This is a genomic window from Mycobacterium sp. NBC_00419, assembly GCF_036023875.1.
Taxonomy (GTDB): domain Bacteria; phylum Actinomycetota; class Actinomycetes; order Mycobacteriales; family Mycobacteriaceae; genus Mycobacterium.
In genome coordinates this window covers 3,558,475-3,572,909 of sequence record NZ_CP107931.1, presented here as the reverse complement: position 1 = coordinate 3,572,909, position 14,435 = coordinate 3,558,475, and the positions used below count along the sequence as shown (strand labels likewise).

Below are 14,435 nucleotides of genomic sequence, written 5' to 3'. Positions count from 1 at the left end.
GGGAGATGCAACTACCGCAATGGTTGGCCCGGTTCAACCGGCATGTGACCAACCCGGTGCAGCGCCTCTGGGCGGGCTACATCCCGACGATGGGGATTCTTGAGCACATCGGCCGGAAGTCGGGGCGTCAGTTCCGCACGCCACTGACGGTGTTCACCACCGACGAGGGGGTGGCCGTCCTGCTCACCTACGGCCCCGACCGGGACTGGTTGAAGAACATCACCGCGGCCGGCGGTGGACGACTCAAACGCTACGGGCGGACCTTCGCCATCTCCGATCCGCGCGTCACATCCAAAGACCAAGCAGCTGAGCATGTTTCGGGGCTGTGGCGACCGATCTTCTCGGCGCTACCGTTCGAGAAGGCTGTCCTGCTGCGCCGGGGCTGAGACCGGGACCGCCGGCAGCCGGCGCTTCAGCTTCGCGACCCGGAGCAGCTGGATGGTCAGGTTGGTGCCCGCCAGCATGGGGATGAGTCCGATGAAGGTTCGGATGGACGGCTGCCGACCGTGCAACTGTTCGAGGCTGCCGAACACATAGATGCATCCGACGGAGATGATGACGGCGGGGATGCAGAACGCCAGAAACGACCCGCGATCGGTGATGATCTGCGTGGCGTAGGCCAGCTCGTCGGCCGACATCGGCTCTTTCTTGCGGACCTTGCGCAGCACGGTCGTGGCGCTGCCCACTTCTTCGCTCAACGCGGTGGGCTCGCGTCGAAGCAGACGCTGCACCAACACGAAAGCGCACGCGGAGAACACCAAGATCGCCGCGTAGGAGATCAGCGTCAGTACACCCCAGAGGCTTTGGGTCATGAGGTCTCCTTGGCCGCGACGAGACCGTGGTCCTCGTCGTCGTCGTCCCACAGCAGCAGTTGGCGCACCGACGAGCGGCTGCCGTAGGGCTGCAGCATCTGGCTGGCCGGCCGGGGGCGTACCCGTTGCGGCCACCAGAACCAGCGCCCCAGAAGCGCCGCGATGGAGGGGGTCATGAAGGACCGCACGATCAGGGTGTCGAAGAGCAGGCCGAGCGCGATCGTGGTGCCGACCTGACCGATGGCACGCAGATCGCTGAACACGAATGCTGCCATCGTCGCGGCGAATACCAGCCCGGCGGAGGTCACGACCGATCCGGATCCCACCATGGCGCGGATGATGCCGGTGTTCAGCCCGGCGTGGATCTCCTCCCTGAATCGGGAGATGAGGAGCAGGTTGTAGTCCGATCCCACGGCCAGCAGCAGGATGACCGACAGCGCGAGAACGATCCAGTACAGCGGGATGCCCAGGATGTCTTGCCACAGCAGGACCGACAGCCCGAAGGAGGCACCCAGGGACAGGGCAACCGTTCCGACGATGACGATCGCGGCGACCAGACTGCGGGTCACGAACACCATGATCAGAAGGATGAGGCTGAGCGCCGAGATGGCAGCGATCATCAGGTCGTACTTGGCCCCCTCACTGATGTCCTTGTAGGTCGACGCCGTGCCACCCAGGTAGATGTCGGAGCTGCCGAGAGGTGTGCCCTTGACGGCATCCTTTGCGGCCGCGCGGATTGCGTCGATGTGGGCGATCCCCTCGGGGGTGGCGGGGTCGCCGTCATGGGTGATGATCATGCGGGCGGCCTTGCCGTCCGGGGACAGGAACAAGTTGAGTCCGCGTTTGAACTCCGGGTTGCTGAACACCTCCGGTGGCAGATAGAAGGAGTCGTCGGTCTTGGCGGCGTCGAAGGCCTGCCCCATGGCCGTCGCGTTCTGCAGGTTCGCCTCGCTGTTGGCGGTGATCCCGGAGTTGGTGGCGTAGTTCGTCATTGCCAGATCGCGGTTGGCTTCCTGGCTGGAGATCTGGGTGGGGATCAGGGCGAGTAACTTCGGCTGCAGAGCGGTCAGCTTGTCCAGGCTGGCGGTCACGTTGCCCAGCTGATCGGTGAGCGCGTCGAGACCGTCGAGGGCGTCGAAAACCGACCGCAGCGCTGCGCAGGCCGGAATATCGAAACAGTGCGGCTCCCAGTAGAAGTAGTTGCGCAGCGGCCGGAAGAAGTCGTCGAAGTTGGCGATCTTGTTGCGTAGATCCTCGGCGATCTCGACGGTCTGGTGGAACGCCTTGGCTTGCTCGTCGGTGGCCTCGTTGGCCTGCTGCTGCAGCGTCAGTTGCTGCTTGAGGGTGTCGATGGAGGTGTCGATCTCGGCGACCTGCTTGAGGATGTCGGCCGCCCGGGCCTGCTGGAAGGGCAGGTTCTCGATCTGGCCGACGCTCTGCGCGCTGAGTTGGAAGCCGAGCGAGGTGTGGTCCAGCGGGGTGCCCAGCGGGCGGGTGATCGACTGCACCTCGGCGATGCCCGGGGTGTGGAAGATGGCTTTGGCCACCCGTTCCAGCAGGATCATGTCGGTCGGGTTGCGCATGTCGTGGTCGGTTTCGATCATCAGCAACTCGGGGTTGAGCCGGGCCTGGGAGAAATGCCTTTCGGCGGCGGCGTACCCGGCGACCGCCGGAGCGCTGGATGGTAGGTACCGGCGCTGGTCGTAGCTGGTCTTGTAACCGGGCAGCGCAAGCAGACCGATGAGGGCGACCCCGATGCTGACCACCAGAATGGGACCCGGCCAGCGCACCACCGCCGTGCCGATCCGCCGCCACGTCCGGGTCCGGATCGTGCGCCGCGGTTCGAGTAGACCGAACAGCGAGGCCACGGTGAGCACGGCCGGCGCCAGGGTGAGCGCCGCGACGAGGGCGACGAACACGCCGATCGCGGCCGGGGGGCCCATGCTCCTGAAGTACGGCAGCCGGGTGAAACTCAGACACAGGACCGCGCCGACCACCGTCAGCCCGGAGCCCAGGATCACGTGTGCTGTCCCGCGATACATTGTGTAGAAAGCGCTTTCGCGATCCTCACCATGCTGACGGGCCTCGTGGTAGCGGCCGACGAGGAAGATCGCATAGTCCGTGCCTGCGGCGATGACCAGCAGCGTGAGCAGGTTCGTCGCGAATGTGGACAGGCCGATGACCCCGGAACTGGCCAGCAGGCTGACGATTCCGCGGGCCGCCGACAGTTCGACGAGCACCGTCAGCAGCGTCACCACCGCGGCCGAGATGGACCGGTAGATGAACAGCAGCATGGCCATGATCACGACGATCGTGATGACGGTGACCTTGCCGATGCCCGCGCTGCCGACCGAGAGTTGATCGGCGAACAACGGCGCCGCACCGGTGACATAGGTGTTGACACCGTGCGGGCGTGGAGTGTGGTCGACGACGTCGCGCACGGCCTCGACCGACTGCAGCGAGAGTGAATCACCTTGATTGCCAGCTAGATTCACCTGGACATAGGCGGCCTTGCCGTCGTTGCTCTGCGCAGCACCCGCCGTCAGCGGGTCGCCCCAGAAGTCTTGGATGTGCTGTACGTGCTTGGTGTCGGCGACCAGTTTGCGGACCAGGGTGTCGTAGTACTGATGGGCTTGCGGCCCGAGGGGCTGATCGCCTTCGAGCACGATCATCGCCATGCTGTCCGAGTCGTACTCCTCGAACACCTTGCCCATCCGTTTCATCGCCTGCAGCGACGGGGAGTCCGGCGAGATCAACGAAACGTTGTGGGCCTTACCGACGTCTTCGAGTAGCGGGACGAACACATTCGTCGTCGCGGCGATGAGCAGCCACAGCAGCACAATAGGAACCGAGAGCCTGCGAATGGTGCGGGCGATCTTGAGCACCGTGTCGTCGACTGGCTGCTCGGTCATCCGGACTTCTCCAGGCAGTAGGTGTAGGCGTTGAGCGTGTTGACCGTTCTCTCGTCCTTGACCTGTCCGTCGATCGTGATCCGGCACCCGAGAGAGTCGCTATTGCCTTGGGCCACAACGTTGGTGAACACCCCGGGTTGGGTGGTGGTGACGTCGTAGGACCACGGGAGAGCCGCATCGGTGACGCGTTGCGGTTGCGCATTGATGTCCAGGTAGCTGATCGTCGCCACCGCACCGGGAGCGCCGAACACTTCGATGAGAACACGCTTGGGCGTCGCCGCGGTGTTGTCGTTGGGCAGGGCACCGCCGGCCGAGACATTGTTGTGCGAGCCGAATATGCCGTGCAGCCGGTACACGCAGAAACCTGCCACCGCGATCACCACCACCGCGACCACGACCGTCCAGCGGCGTGCCAGCAGACGGCCGATCGACAGTCGCTTGCCGGTCACGGCCCGAGCTCCCCGCGCAGGTAGCGCTGAAACGTCGCAGCCAGATCGGCGATCACCCTGTCCCGTGGCCGCTTCGCCAACGGCTCCAGGCCCACGATGTAGCGGGCCATGGTGAAGCCGACGACCTGCGACATCACCAGCGCAGCGCGATACTCCGAGTCGGGCACGCCGAGCCGTTCGGCGATGGGCTGCAACACGTTTCGGGTCAGGAAGTTACGAACGAGTACCGCCGCGGCGGGCTCGGAGGTGGCGGCACGCATCATGCTCAGCATGCGCCCCCGGCGACTCTCGTCGTCGAGGATGTCGACCAGCGCGCGGGCCAACCGCAGGCCCACCAGGGATTGGTCACCGGTCACGACGGTATCGATGAGCGTGGGTGGATCGATCGGCAGTTCTACGACAGCCAGGAAGAGTTCCCACTTCTTGCCGAAGAAGTGCGACACCAGCCCCGGATCCACGTCGGCCTGCTTGGCAATCGATCGAATGGAGGTGCGGTCGTAGCCCAGCTCGGCGAACTGCTTGCGCGCTGCGTCCTCGATGAGCGCACGGGTGGTGGTGGCTCCGGGCCGTCGCCCGGTATGCACACGCTTAGCCGCCAACCCAGTCTCCTGACGATCCACGCCATGAATTCCGCACGTGAGGAATTCCGCGTGTCGAACTCTAACCCCGGTCTATCCGCTGGGCAAGAGCACCGGCCGATGTTGTCGTCGGCTGCCCAGTGCGAGGACACCCAGCACCACCGCCAGCACTTCAGCGCCCACGCTGATGGCCGCATACGGTGCAGGCTGCCAGCCGTACTCCACGAAACCGAACAACCCCACGGTGCGCGACAGCACGAAGGCAATGGCCGCCGCAAGCGATCCGGCGACTGCCGCAGCATGGAGCCACCGCGGACCACCCAACGCGATGAGAACCGCAAGCGAGACGAAAGCACTTGTCAGAACGAGAAAGCCGACACCGACCGCTGGAAGGTGGCGGTAGCCGTGCAGATACAGGTGGCCGTGGGTGGCGGCGCTCACCAGCAGAGTGATCGCGAGGCCGTAGTCGAGGCGCCTTGTCATCGCAGTCTTTCCTCCTTCAGGGCCAGCGCACGCTGCCCACGCGTGTACGAGACTTCGCGGATGCCCAGCGCGTCGTGAAGCTGCCCGGCGGGCAGTGTCAGCGGCTTGGGCGCCGGGCCGTCGCCGGGGTGCGGCAACGGGTAGGCGGTGGTGGTAGCGCTGTAGAACGTCACGTTGTCTTCGGTTTTGGAGAACAGCTGATGCACATGGCCGTTGAGGCAGGTGACCGACGCGAACCGGCGTAGGTAGCTCAGCGCCTGCGCGGCGTCGTCGGTGCCCCACCCCCAGTCCGGGTACATCGCAAACAGCGGGATATGGCTGAAGACGACGATCGGAGTGTCCGCCGACAACGGTGCCAGGTCCTTCTCGATGAAATCGAGTTGGTCGGCCCCAAGGTGCCCGAGCTTCTTCAGGTTCAAGGTGTTGACCAGGCCGATGACGTGCACGCCAGCGACATCGAAGCTGTACCACCCATCGCCACGCGATCCGGCGCCGAACGCCGCGCGGTACTTCTGGCCGGCGTCGTCGATCGAGTCGTGCTCGCCCGGCACGGTGAACACGTGCGGGGCGTTGATCCCGCTCATCATCTGTTTGACCTGGTCGAACTGAGCCGGAGTGGCCAGATGGGTCAGATCGCCGGTGTGGATGACGAAGTCCGGGGTGTAGCCGAGATTGTTGATCTGGTCGATTGCCCGGCCGAAGGACGCGGTGACATCCGGATTGGCGGCCCCGGCGAAGCCGATGTGACTGTCGCTGATCTGCGCGAACCGCAGGGTCGGCCGGGCAGCGTCTATCGCCGGGGCGGGGGCGACATGCGACAGCACCTCGCCACCCACGACGGCGATGCCGACGGCGGCCCCGAACCAGGCGCCGTGGCGGATCAGCTGACGGCGGGTCATCTGGTGTGGATCCTGCGCGGCGGTCATGGAGTCACCACCACGGTGCCGTGCATGAACGGGTGGATGCCGCAGATGTAGCTGTAACTGCCGGGCTTGGTGAAGGTGTAGCTGTAGGTGGCGTTGGTGTCCATCCCGGGCGAGTGGAACGAACCGTCGTCGGCGGCGACGGTGTGCGGCTCCTCGTCGTGATTCGTCCAGGTCACGGTGTCGCCTACAGTGACGGTGAGGGCAGCGGGGGCGAAGGCGAAATTATCGATGGCCACCGCCGTGCCGCCCACCGGGGCCGGCGTCTGGGCCGAGGTCGTCGCCGAGCCCGTCGAGGGCGCGGGTGCCATCGCCGTCATTCCCGGCATTCCGACCGATGTGCCGCCGTTGGCGCCGAAGTCGACCGTCGGTGGTGGGGCGCCGCCGGTCGGTGCGCAGGCGGCCGTTGCTGCCACCGCGATCGCGCACAGCGGGACGCACCATTGGGGCTGGGGTGTTTTCATGTCATCTCCTCCTGGACTGAACCATCTCGGTAGCGCGGTCGTCTCATGAAGAGGTAGGGCCGTAGTTACACCGCCGCGGCGTGTAACCCCCCGCCCTATCTAGATATGTGACGAGAGGCGGAGGTATGCCCGCGCACGACGATCGAGGGTCGAGAGGTGGGCTGCGACTGGTCTCTGACGAGTGCTACCCGGACTGGGAGGCGGTCTATGAGGACAACGTGTTGTGGCTGTACCGAACGATTTTCGGCCGGGTAGGGAACCGATCCGATGCAGAAGACCTGACCTCAGAGGTATTCATGACCGCGATGCGCCCGCTGCGGCTCACCGCGAGTGTGCCCGAGGTACGGGCCTACCTACTCGCGACAGCGCGCACCGTGCTGGCGGCTCACTGGCGCTCCACCATGGCCCGGGAGATCACCACCATTTCCGACGTCCCCGCCGTGGTGGAAGCGCCGGCCGAGGTGAGCCGAGCACCCCAGCGGGTCGCCGCCGTGCTAGCGGCGCTTCCGGACAGGTACCGCCGGGTGCTGGAACTTCGTTTTCTCCAAGGCCTTTCGGTGCGCGATACTGCGGGCGAACTCGGCGTGAGTGTCGCCAACGCCAAGGTGCTGCAGCATCGCGCCCTTCGGTTGGCCGCACAGATCGACGAAGGAGTGCAGCGATGAGCCGGCGCGACGTGCACAACTACATCGACGACCTGGCGGCCGGGCGCCGCCCCAGGCAATTCACTCCGGACGACTTCGAGGCCGCGCAGATCAGCACGGCCATCTCACTAGCCGCCGCCCGGAAGGGGGCTGACGAACCTCGCCCGGAGTTCATCGCCGGCCTCAAAGCTTCACTGGCGCAGGAAGGCTCGGCTAGCCAGCCCGAATCGGAATTACGCGAGGTGGAGCGTACCTCGGTGTCGACTCGTCGGCAGGTGATCGTCGGGACGGCCGCCGCTGCCACCGCCGCGGTGGCAGCGGTGTCGGTGGACCGGTTGTTCGTCGGTGTCCCTGTCGAGCGCGACGAGGTGGCCGACGGTGCCGGGCAGATGGTTCCCAACGACGGGTCTTGGGAGGCCGTCACGGACAGCTCCGCACTGGCCGAGGGTGCGGTCCACGCCTTCGACCTGGGTTCGGTCAGCGGCTTCGTCCGCCGCACCGGGGGCCGCGTGGAAGCAGTGTCCGGGGTCTGCACACATCAGGGTTGCAAGTTGTGGTTCGACCAGAGTTCCGACAGGTTGCGCTGCCCCTGCCATCTGACGTCCTTCTCCCCTGCCGGTCAGGTCATGACGCATGCGTTGCCCATCGCGCCGAAACCCCTGCCACACTTCGAAGTACGTGAACGAGCCGGGCTGATCGAGGTGCTGGCGCCACCCAGTCAGCCGGCCTGAGGTGTAACCCGGTCGGCTACCTAGATGCATGAACAAGTGCAGCAAGGCAATTGGGATTCTGACAGTCGTCCTCGCGGGGGCAAGCGCCTGGGCAGGCACCGCGAGCGCCGCCTCCAGAACCACCAACTCAACAGTCGATATCATTAGCGAACTATCACGCCAGGGCTACGACGTACAACTCAACGGCCAGCCCAACAGCGGGCTTGAGCAATGCACCGTCACGGGCGTACATCAAATCGCGAAGGCGCCAACTGACTTCGGTACGGCCTACGTCGACCTCGACTGCCCCGGTGGCGACTAGACGGAAACCGTGCGCAGCGCCTCGGGCAGGCTGGGCAGGAAGTGCTTGGTGGCGAACGCCCGGATGTCCGCGGCGGTCTCGACCGGTTCGGCGCTGGGCAGCAGCTGGATCATGAGTGCATATCGCCAGATGCAGTCGGCGAGGTCGTGGACGGCCTGCGGGCCGATGCGATCGGCGAAACCGGGCGGGAAGATCACCTGCAGGGCGTGCTCGATACGCGTGACCGCGGCCGCGTAATGCGTGCGAGCCAACTCCAGGGTGAGCGCCGGCTCGTCGAGGACCATCCGGTGCAGCACCCGGTGCTCGCGGCTGAGCAGGATGGCCTGGGTGAACGCCTCGACGTAGTAGTTGCTCTGTGGCCGGGCATTTTTGAGTTCCTTGGCGATGTCGGAGAACAGTCGCACGTTCTCCCGATCCATCACGGCAGCGACGAGGTCGTCCTTATTGGCGAACCGGCGGTAGATCGTCGTGCGGCTCACGCCTGCGCGGCGCGCGACATCGTCGAGGGCGACCCGGCGAATTCCGTGCCGGTCGAACTCGACGAGCGCGGCGTCGAGGATGGCTTCCGTCGACGGGTCAGACATGCCCCGCCCGCGCGAAACCCGCTGTGGCATAGCGGTTGTAGCGAACGTTCATCGGCAGATGGTCCCACAGCCAGTTCACCGGGCGTGAGCGCCACAGCGCGGCGAAACGCTGGTAGTTGCGTTCCTTGCGGTCACTCCACGGCAGGCCCAGAATCTCGCGGGTCCGCGGCGGCATCCCGCCGGTGGTCAGGAACGCCGCCACCGGGTTGAACACCGGCGCCACCAACCGCCACACCAGTGGGTGGACCGACTTGGGCCTGGGGAAGCCCTTGGTGACATAGCCGACGCCGTATTTGGCGGTGGGGTGCGCGACGAGCACCTCGTTGATCATGTGGTCCCAGTAGCGCTCGAACTCGGCGTAGTCGGCGGGCATCGGGCGATCACTGACCCCGTAGCGGCGGTACCAGGTCTTGGACTCCAGATACATCTGCTCCTTCTCGGCGCGGGTGAGGCGCTTGACGAAGGTGTCGGCGAAGTAGAGCGCCTGGTCGAAGAAGGTGGCGTGGGCCCAGAAGTAGGTGTCGGGATCCAGCGCGTGGTAGCGGCTCCCCTGCCCGTACTCGTCAGGCATGTCGCCCTTGATGTTGACGTGGAAGTCGCGGACCCGCGGGCCGGCGTTGTCGTCGTCGCTGCCGTAGACGGTCATGAAGATCGGCGGCAGTGAGCGCTTGATCCGCGCGGCGGTGTCGGCGAACCACACCGAGTGGTCGAACACCCCCTGGCCCAGTTCGGCCAGCATGTTCTGCAGCACCGCCGGGCGCGGCCCGATCAGCGGCATGCGGCTGTCCCCGAAGTAGCGCCACACCAGGGACTGCGGGCCCAGCGGCAGGGCATCGGTGGCGGACGTCGGTTCGGCGAGTTCCGTCATGTGCAACAGTGTTACAGATTTCGCACTTTGTACCAAGAGCACGTGGCGAGCGTCACGTGCCACCGTCGAGATCGACGAGTTGGCGCGATCTACTCGCAGTTCCGCGTCCAAACGTTGGTCTGGGCGCGACTAGGAAAACCGCTTGAGGCGGAGGCTGTTGGTCACCACCAGCACCGAGGAGAACGCCATCGCCGCACCGGCGATCATCGGGTTGAGCAACCCGAGCGCCGCCAGCGGGATGGCCGCCACGTTGTAGCCGAACGCCCAGAACAGGTTCTGCTTGATGATCCGCAGCGTGCGTGCCGACAACCGCAATGCCGTCGGCACCGTCCGCAGGTCCCCGCGCACCAGGGTGATGTCGCCGGCCTCGATGGCGGCGTCGGTGCCCGTTCCCATCGCCATCCCGACATCGGCGGTGGCCAGCGCGACCGAGTCGTTGACGCCGTCGCCCACCATCGCGACCGCGCGGCCCTGATCCTGCAGGCCCTTGATGGCGTCGGCTTTCTCCGAGGGCAGCACGCCGGCGATCACGTCGCCCGGCGCGATGCCCACCTCGGCGGCCACCCGGTGCGCCACCGCGGCGTTGTCCCCGGTCAGCAGCACCGGGGTTATCCCCATGGACTTGAGCTCCGCGATCGCCTCGGCACTCGTGGGCTTCACGGCATCGACCAACCGGATCACACCCTGCTGGCGACCATCCCAGCTCACCGCGACGCTGGTGCGCCCATCGTCATCCGACGCCCTGGCCACCCGCACCGTCACCCCGTCGACGACACCCCGCACACCGGTGCCGGGGTCGTTGACGAAGTCGCTGACCGCCGCGACGGTGAGTCCGCGCTCGCGGGCCGCGGCCACGATCGCGGCGGCGACCGGGTGTTCGGAGGCCGATTCGACGGCCGCAGCGCGGGCCAGCGTGAGGTCCGGATCGGCGCCCTCGACGTCGGCGACGCTCATGGTGCCCGTGGTCACCGTTCCGGTCTTGTCCAGCACGACGGTGTCGATGCCGGTGACCGTCTCGAGCACCTGCGGCTCCTTGATCAGCACGCCGAGTTGAGCCCCCCGGCCGGTGCCGACCAGGATCGCCGTCGGGGTGGCCAGGCCCAACGCGCACGGGCAGGCGATGATCAGCACGGCTACCGCGGCGGTGAAAGCCGCCGCCACCGAATGCCCGGAGAGCAACCAGGCCGCCAGCGTCACCGCGGCGATCCCGAGCACCACCGGCACGAACACCGCCGACACCCGGTCGGCCAGTCGCTGGATCGACGCCTTGCCACCCTGGGCATCGGCCACCATCCGGGCCATCCTGGCCAGCTGCGTGTCAGCACCAACCCGGCTGGCGCGCAACAGAATTCGTCCGTATGTGTTGACCGATCCGCCGAGCACCTCGGCACCGGGCCGAACGTCTGACGGCACCGACTCACCCGTCATCGCCGAGACGTCCAGCGCCGAAGCACCATCGATGACGACGCCGTCGGTGGCGACCCGTTCACCGGGTCGCACCACGATCACGTCACCGACCCGCAGTTCCCCGGCAGGAATGCGGACTTCGGCGTCGTCGCGCACGACGACGGCATCCTTGGCCCCCAGCGACAGCAGCGCGCGCAACGCCGCGCCCGCCGACCGCTTGGCTTTGGCTTCCGCGTAGCGGCCCGCCAGCAGGAAGACGGTCACCGCGGCGGCAACCTCGAAGTACACATGGGCGTGACCGTGCTGCGCCGTCCCGCTCACGACGGTGAACACCGACCAGAAATAGGCGGCCAGCGTTCCGATCGACACCAGGGTGTCCATGGTCGACGAGCCGTGCCGCGCACTGTTGAGGGCGGCTTTGTGGAACGGGTAGCCACCCCAGAACACGATCGGAGTCGCCAGCGCCAGCACGACCCACTGCCAGCCGGGGAACTGCCAGGGCATGACCATCGAGATAGCGACGACGGGCACCGCCAGTACCGCCGAGCCGATCAGCCGGGGCCGCAATTGGTCGGCCGGGATGTCGTGGTCCATGTGACCGGAGTGGTCGACGACGGAGGCGTGGTAGCCGGTGGATTCAACGGCGTGGATGAGGTCGTGTTCGGACACCTGCGACCCGTGTTCGACGTGCGCCTGCTCGACGGCGAAGTTCACCGTCGCGGTCACGCCGTCCAGATTGTTGAGGCTCCGCTCGATCTTGGCCGCGCACGACGCGCAGCTCATGCCCGTCAACTGGAGGTCGGTCGTGGTCATGCTGCCGACTATACCCCTGGGGGGTATCGCGTCAAGGGCCACGCAGAGCTACCCCACTACCCAATCTCAGCGATGCTGGCCACCACCGCATCGCTGAGTGACAATGGGGACATCCGAGCGGAGGTGGTCGAGATGACCCTGACCCATGATCGAGCGGCTCCGGCCGCAGAACGCATCGCGGTCCGCTGCGTTGATTCCGATGTTCATCCCGTGCCGCGGCGTGGCGTCATAGTCGACTACATCCCCGAGCCGTGGCGTTCGAAGTACTTCTTGTCGCATCCGATCGGCGAGAAGATCTACTACGACGCACCGGACTACGCCCACGCCTACGCCATGCGCGTGGACACCTTCCCCGACGACGGCGAGTTCGCCGGCACCGACCCGGACCTGATGTTCCGCCAGTTGATCATGGAGGCCGGCGCCGATATCGCGATCCTGGAACCCCTGGCGTTCGGGGCGCGACTGCCCGAAGCGGCGCAAGCGTCCGCCATCGCCACCAACCTGTGGATCGACGAGCACTGGCTCAGTGGCGCGAACAACTGGCACCAGCGCTGGCGCGGGTCGATCTCGGTGGCCATCGAAGACCCCGAAGGCGCGGCCCGCGAGATCGAGAAGTGGGCCGGACATCCCTTGATGTCGCAGATCCTGATCAAGGCCGAACCCCGCCCGTCCTGGGGTGACCCGCGCTACGACCCGATCTGGCAGGCGGCCACCAAGCACGACATCACTGTGAGCTGTCATCTAGCCCGCGGCTCATTCGAGACACTGCCGATTCCGCCGGTGGGCTTGCCCAGCTACAACCACGACTTCATGGTCAGCTACTCGCTGCTGGCCGCCAACCAGGTGATGAGCCTGATCTTCGACGGCGTCTTCGACCGCTACCCGGGCCTGCGAATCGTGTTGGTAGAGCACGCATTCAACTGGATCCTGCCGCTGATGTGGCGGATGGATGCGATCTACGAAGCCCGCAAGAACTGGGTGGAGATCAAGCGCAAGCCCAGCGAGTACGTCAAGGACCACATCAAGTTCACCACCCAGCCGCTGGACTACCCCGAAGACAAGACCGAGCTGCTGCGGGCCTTCGAGTGGATGGAATGCGAGAAGATCCTGCTGTTCTCCTCGGACTATCCGCACTGGACGTTCGATGACCCGCGCTGGCTGGTCAAGCACCTACCCGAACACGCCCGCGAGGCGGTCATGTTCCGCAACGGCATCGAGGTCTACAAACTTCCCGACACCGTCCCGGTTCTGGAGGGCCAGACGCGCGTCTTCTAGGCGCGGCGGCGGCGGGCGCGGACCAGACCGGCCACACCCAATACCAGCAGCACACCGGCCGCGGTGGCCAGCACCATCGTCAGCACCATCAGCGGCGGGTCGTACAACACCGAGGTGGTGGCGGGCTGCCCGTCGGTCACCGGTGCGACATCAACGATGCTGCGCACCTGCAACCAGCTCACGACCGCACCGGCCGCGGCGAGCACGGCCAGCACCAGCTGCACGACATGTCTCACGAGGAGCTCGCCGTCCTGCCCTCAACAAGCTTGGTCAGTTGCGCACGCAGCTCCCGGTGGTTACGGGCCCACGCCTGCGCGGTGCGATCGCCACTGAGCCCGACGCCGATTCCGGTGCGCCCCCGCGGTACGCCGCTCAACTCTCCCAGGGCTCTGGAGGTCTGCCATTTCTCCAGCAGCTCACGGGACTTCGCGCTGTGGGTGGCTTCGGGATACACCGCGACAATCGTGCGCAGCGGAACCACCTCGGTACCCTGCCGCAGGCTCGCCGCGGTGAGCTCGACACTGGTGTGGATACGGGCCGCCTTCACCTGCAGATAGAGAAAGCCGGTGACCAGGACGAGGAACAGCATCGGCACGAACGGCTGGAAACCCACACCGCCCTTGAGCTGGATGAGCAGCATCGCGAGCCCGGCCGCCGGCCCGGCCAGCAGCCAGTACCAGCTCGCGCCGCTCTCCTGGAACAACGGCTCGGACTCCAGATGGGGTGGTTCAGACATCTGACCTCGGGGTGTCGCCGGGATCGAACCAGGCTGCCACGACCGGTCTGGTCAGCAGCAGCGTCCCGGCGATGATCGGCAGCAGGCTCAGCAGCGTGACCAGACCGATGTTGACGAACACCTGCAGGACCCCGACCAGGACGATCAGCGTCAAACCCAGTCCGAGGGCCGCCCGGCGGTAGCGCACGTCACCGCTGCGGGTCTTGCCGGCAAGGAAGGCCAGGCCGAGGCCGGCGACGATGCAGACCGCCCCCGCCCCACGGCGGAAGGCGAGCAGTTGGTGCACCGCCGCGTCCGAGATCGAGGGTGAGACCACCTGGCGGAGTGCCTCGAAACCGAACGTCAGCGCCAGCAGCCCGCCGGCCATCAGCAGCACGGAGCCTGCGATCAGCAGCCAGAAGGCGATGTTGAGGGCGCGGGGCCTGGATTCGGATGCGGTCATCGTCGGGCAGCCT

At 66.3% G+C, this 14,435-nt stretch carries 18 protein-coding genes; 5 read left to right on the top strand and 13 right to left on the bottom strand.

Annotated elements, in window-relative coordinates:
• Window positions 1-5 precede the first annotated feature (5 nt).
• Window positions 6-386, top strand: a complete 381-nt coding sequence (locus OG976_RS16995) for a nitroreductase family deazaflavin-dependent oxidoreductase (RefSeq protein WP_328351007.1) — start codon at window positions 6-8, stop codon at window positions 384-386.
• Here the strand turns inward: OG976_RS16995 and OG976_RS16990 are convergent.
• The 7 genes from OG976_RS16990 to OG976_RS16960 form a co-directional block, all read right to left on the bottom strand.
• Entirely contained in the window at window positions 348-812 is a 465-nt protein-coding gene (locus OG976_RS16990) for a hypothetical protein (RefSeq protein ID WP_328351005.1), read from the bottom strand. The two genes, OG976_RS16995 and OG976_RS16990, sit on opposite strands and share 39 nt — an antisense overlap.
• A complete protein-coding gene (locus tag OG976_RS16985) occupies window positions 809-3,724 on the bottom strand; it encodes an MMPL/RND family transporter (RefSeq protein ID WP_328351003.1) in 2,916 nt (971 codons plus the stop codon). The genes OG976_RS16990 and OG976_RS16985 overlap by 4 nt, the downstream gene beginning before the upstream one ends.
• The gene (locus tag OG976_RS16980; RefSeq protein ID WP_328351001.1) at window positions 3,721-4,173 is read right to left on the bottom strand and encodes an MmpS family transport accessory protein; all 453 of its coding nucleotides are present in this window, start codon (window positions 4,171-4,173) and stop codon (window positions 3,721-3,723) included. The genes OG976_RS16985 and OG976_RS16980 overlap by 4 nt, the downstream gene beginning before the upstream one ends.
• Window positions 4,170-4,772, bottom strand: a complete 603-nt coding sequence (locus OG976_RS16975; RefSeq protein WP_328350999.1) for a TetR/AcrR family transcriptional regulator — start codon at window positions 4,770-4,772, stop codon at window positions 4,170-4,172. Before OG976_RS16975 ends, OG976_RS16980 begins: the two co-directional genes overlap by 4 nt.
• A gap of 72 nt (window positions 4,773-4,844) precedes the next feature.
• Window positions 4,845-5,234 carry a hypothetical protein gene (locus OG976_RS16970; protein WP_328350997.1) on the bottom strand — a complete coding sequence of 130 codons (390 nt, stop codon included), beginning with the start codon at window positions 5,232-5,234 and terminating at the stop codon, window positions 4,845-4,847.
• On the bottom strand, window positions 5,231-6,160 hold the full coding sequence (locus OG976_RS16965; protein WP_328350995.1) for a metallophosphoesterase family protein: 930 nt from the start codon (window positions 6,158-6,160) through the stop codon (window positions 5,231-5,233). Before OG976_RS16965 ends, OG976_RS16970 begins: the two co-directional genes overlap by 4 nt.
• Window positions 6,157-6,486 (bottom strand): cupredoxin domain-containing protein, encoded by a 330-nt coding sequence (locus tag OG976_RS16960; protein WP_328363667.1) that lies wholly within the window; start codon window positions 6,484-6,486, stop codon window positions 6,157-6,159. The genes OG976_RS16965 and OG976_RS16960 overlap by 4 nt, the downstream gene beginning before the upstream one ends.
• A 260-nt stretch (window positions 6,487-6,746) precedes the next feature.
• On the opposite strand from OG976_RS16960, the gene OG976_RS16955 reads away from it, so the two are divergent.
• Genes OG976_RS16955 through OG976_RS16945 form a run of 3 tightly spaced genes read left to right on the top strand, consistent with a single transcriptional unit; the run spans window position 6,747 to window position 8,297 of the window.
• Window positions 6,747-7,286: an RNA polymerase sigma factor gene (locus OG976_RS16955; protein ID WP_328350993.1), complete on the top strand. Its 540-nt coding sequence runs from the start codon at window positions 6,747-6,749 to the stop codon at window positions 7,284-7,286.
• The gene (locus OG976_RS16950) at window positions 7,283-7,996 is read left to right on the top strand and encodes a QcrA and Rieske domain-containing protein (RefSeq protein ID WP_328350991.1); all 714 of its coding nucleotides are present in this window, start codon (window positions 7,283-7,285) and stop codon (window positions 7,994-7,996) included. Before OG976_RS16955 ends, OG976_RS16950 begins: the two co-directional genes overlap by 4 nt.
• Before the next feature lie 28 nt (window positions 7,997-8,024).
• Window positions 8,025-8,297 carry a hypothetical protein gene (locus OG976_RS16945; protein ID WP_328350989.1) on the top strand — a complete coding sequence of 91 codons (273 nt, stop codon included), beginning with the start codon at window positions 8,025-8,027 and terminating at the stop codon, window positions 8,295-8,297.
• On the opposite strand, the gene OG976_RS16940 is transcribed toward OG976_RS16945, so the two are convergent.
• From OG976_RS16940 to OG976_RS16930, 3 genes are all read right to left on the bottom strand, one after another.
• The gene (locus tag OG976_RS16940) at window positions 8,294-8,881 is read right to left on the bottom strand and encodes a TetR/AcrR family transcriptional regulator (RefSeq protein WP_328350987.1); all 588 of its coding nucleotides are present in this window, start codon (window positions 8,879-8,881) and stop codon (window positions 8,294-8,296) included. The genes OG976_RS16945 and OG976_RS16940 overlap by 4 nt on opposite strands.
• Window positions 8,874-9,749 carry an oxygenase MpaB family protein gene (locus tag OG976_RS16935; RefSeq protein ID WP_328350985.1) on the bottom strand — a complete coding sequence of 292 codons (876 nt, stop codon included), beginning with the start codon at window positions 9,747-9,749 and terminating at the stop codon, window positions 8,874-8,876. Before OG976_RS16935 ends, OG976_RS16940 begins: the two co-directional genes overlap by 8 nt.
• 129 nt (window positions 9,750-9,878) lie before the next feature.
• Window positions 9,879-11,969 (bottom strand): heavy metal translocating P-type ATPase, encoded by a 2,091-nt coding sequence (locus tag OG976_RS16930; protein WP_328350983.1) that lies wholly within the window; start codon window positions 11,967-11,969, stop codon window positions 9,879-9,881.
• A 132-nt stretch (window positions 11,970-12,101) separates the two neighbouring features.
• On the opposite strand from OG976_RS16930, the gene OG976_RS16925 reads away from it, so the two are divergent.
• Window positions 12,102-13,244, top strand: coding sequence for an amidohydrolase family protein (locus OG976_RS16925; RefSeq protein WP_328350980.1), 1,143 nt, complete (start codon window positions 12,102-12,104; stop codon window positions 13,242-13,244).
• Here OG976_RS16925 and OG976_RS16920 read toward each other — a convergent pair.
• The 3 genes from OG976_RS16920 to OG976_RS16910 are packed head-to-tail and all read right to left on the bottom strand — an operon-like array spanning window position 13,241 to window position 14,422.
• Window positions 13,241-13,480 carry a hypothetical protein gene (locus OG976_RS16920; protein ID WP_328350977.1) on the bottom strand — a complete coding sequence of 80 codons (240 nt, stop codon included), beginning with the start codon at window positions 13,478-13,480 and terminating at the stop codon, window positions 13,241-13,243. The two genes, OG976_RS16925 and OG976_RS16920, sit on opposite strands and share 4 nt — an antisense overlap.
• Entirely contained in the window at window positions 13,477-13,980 is a 504-nt protein-coding gene (locus OG976_RS16915) for a DUF3093 domain-containing protein (protein ID WP_328350974.1), read from the bottom strand. Before OG976_RS16915 ends, OG976_RS16920 begins: the two co-directional genes overlap by 4 nt.
• Entirely contained in the window at window positions 13,973-14,422 is a 450-nt protein-coding gene (locus OG976_RS16910) for a hypothetical protein (protein ID WP_328350971.1), read from the bottom strand. Before OG976_RS16910 ends, OG976_RS16915 begins: the two co-directional genes overlap by 8 nt.
• Between the last annotated feature and the right edge of the window lie 13 nt (window positions 14,423-14,435).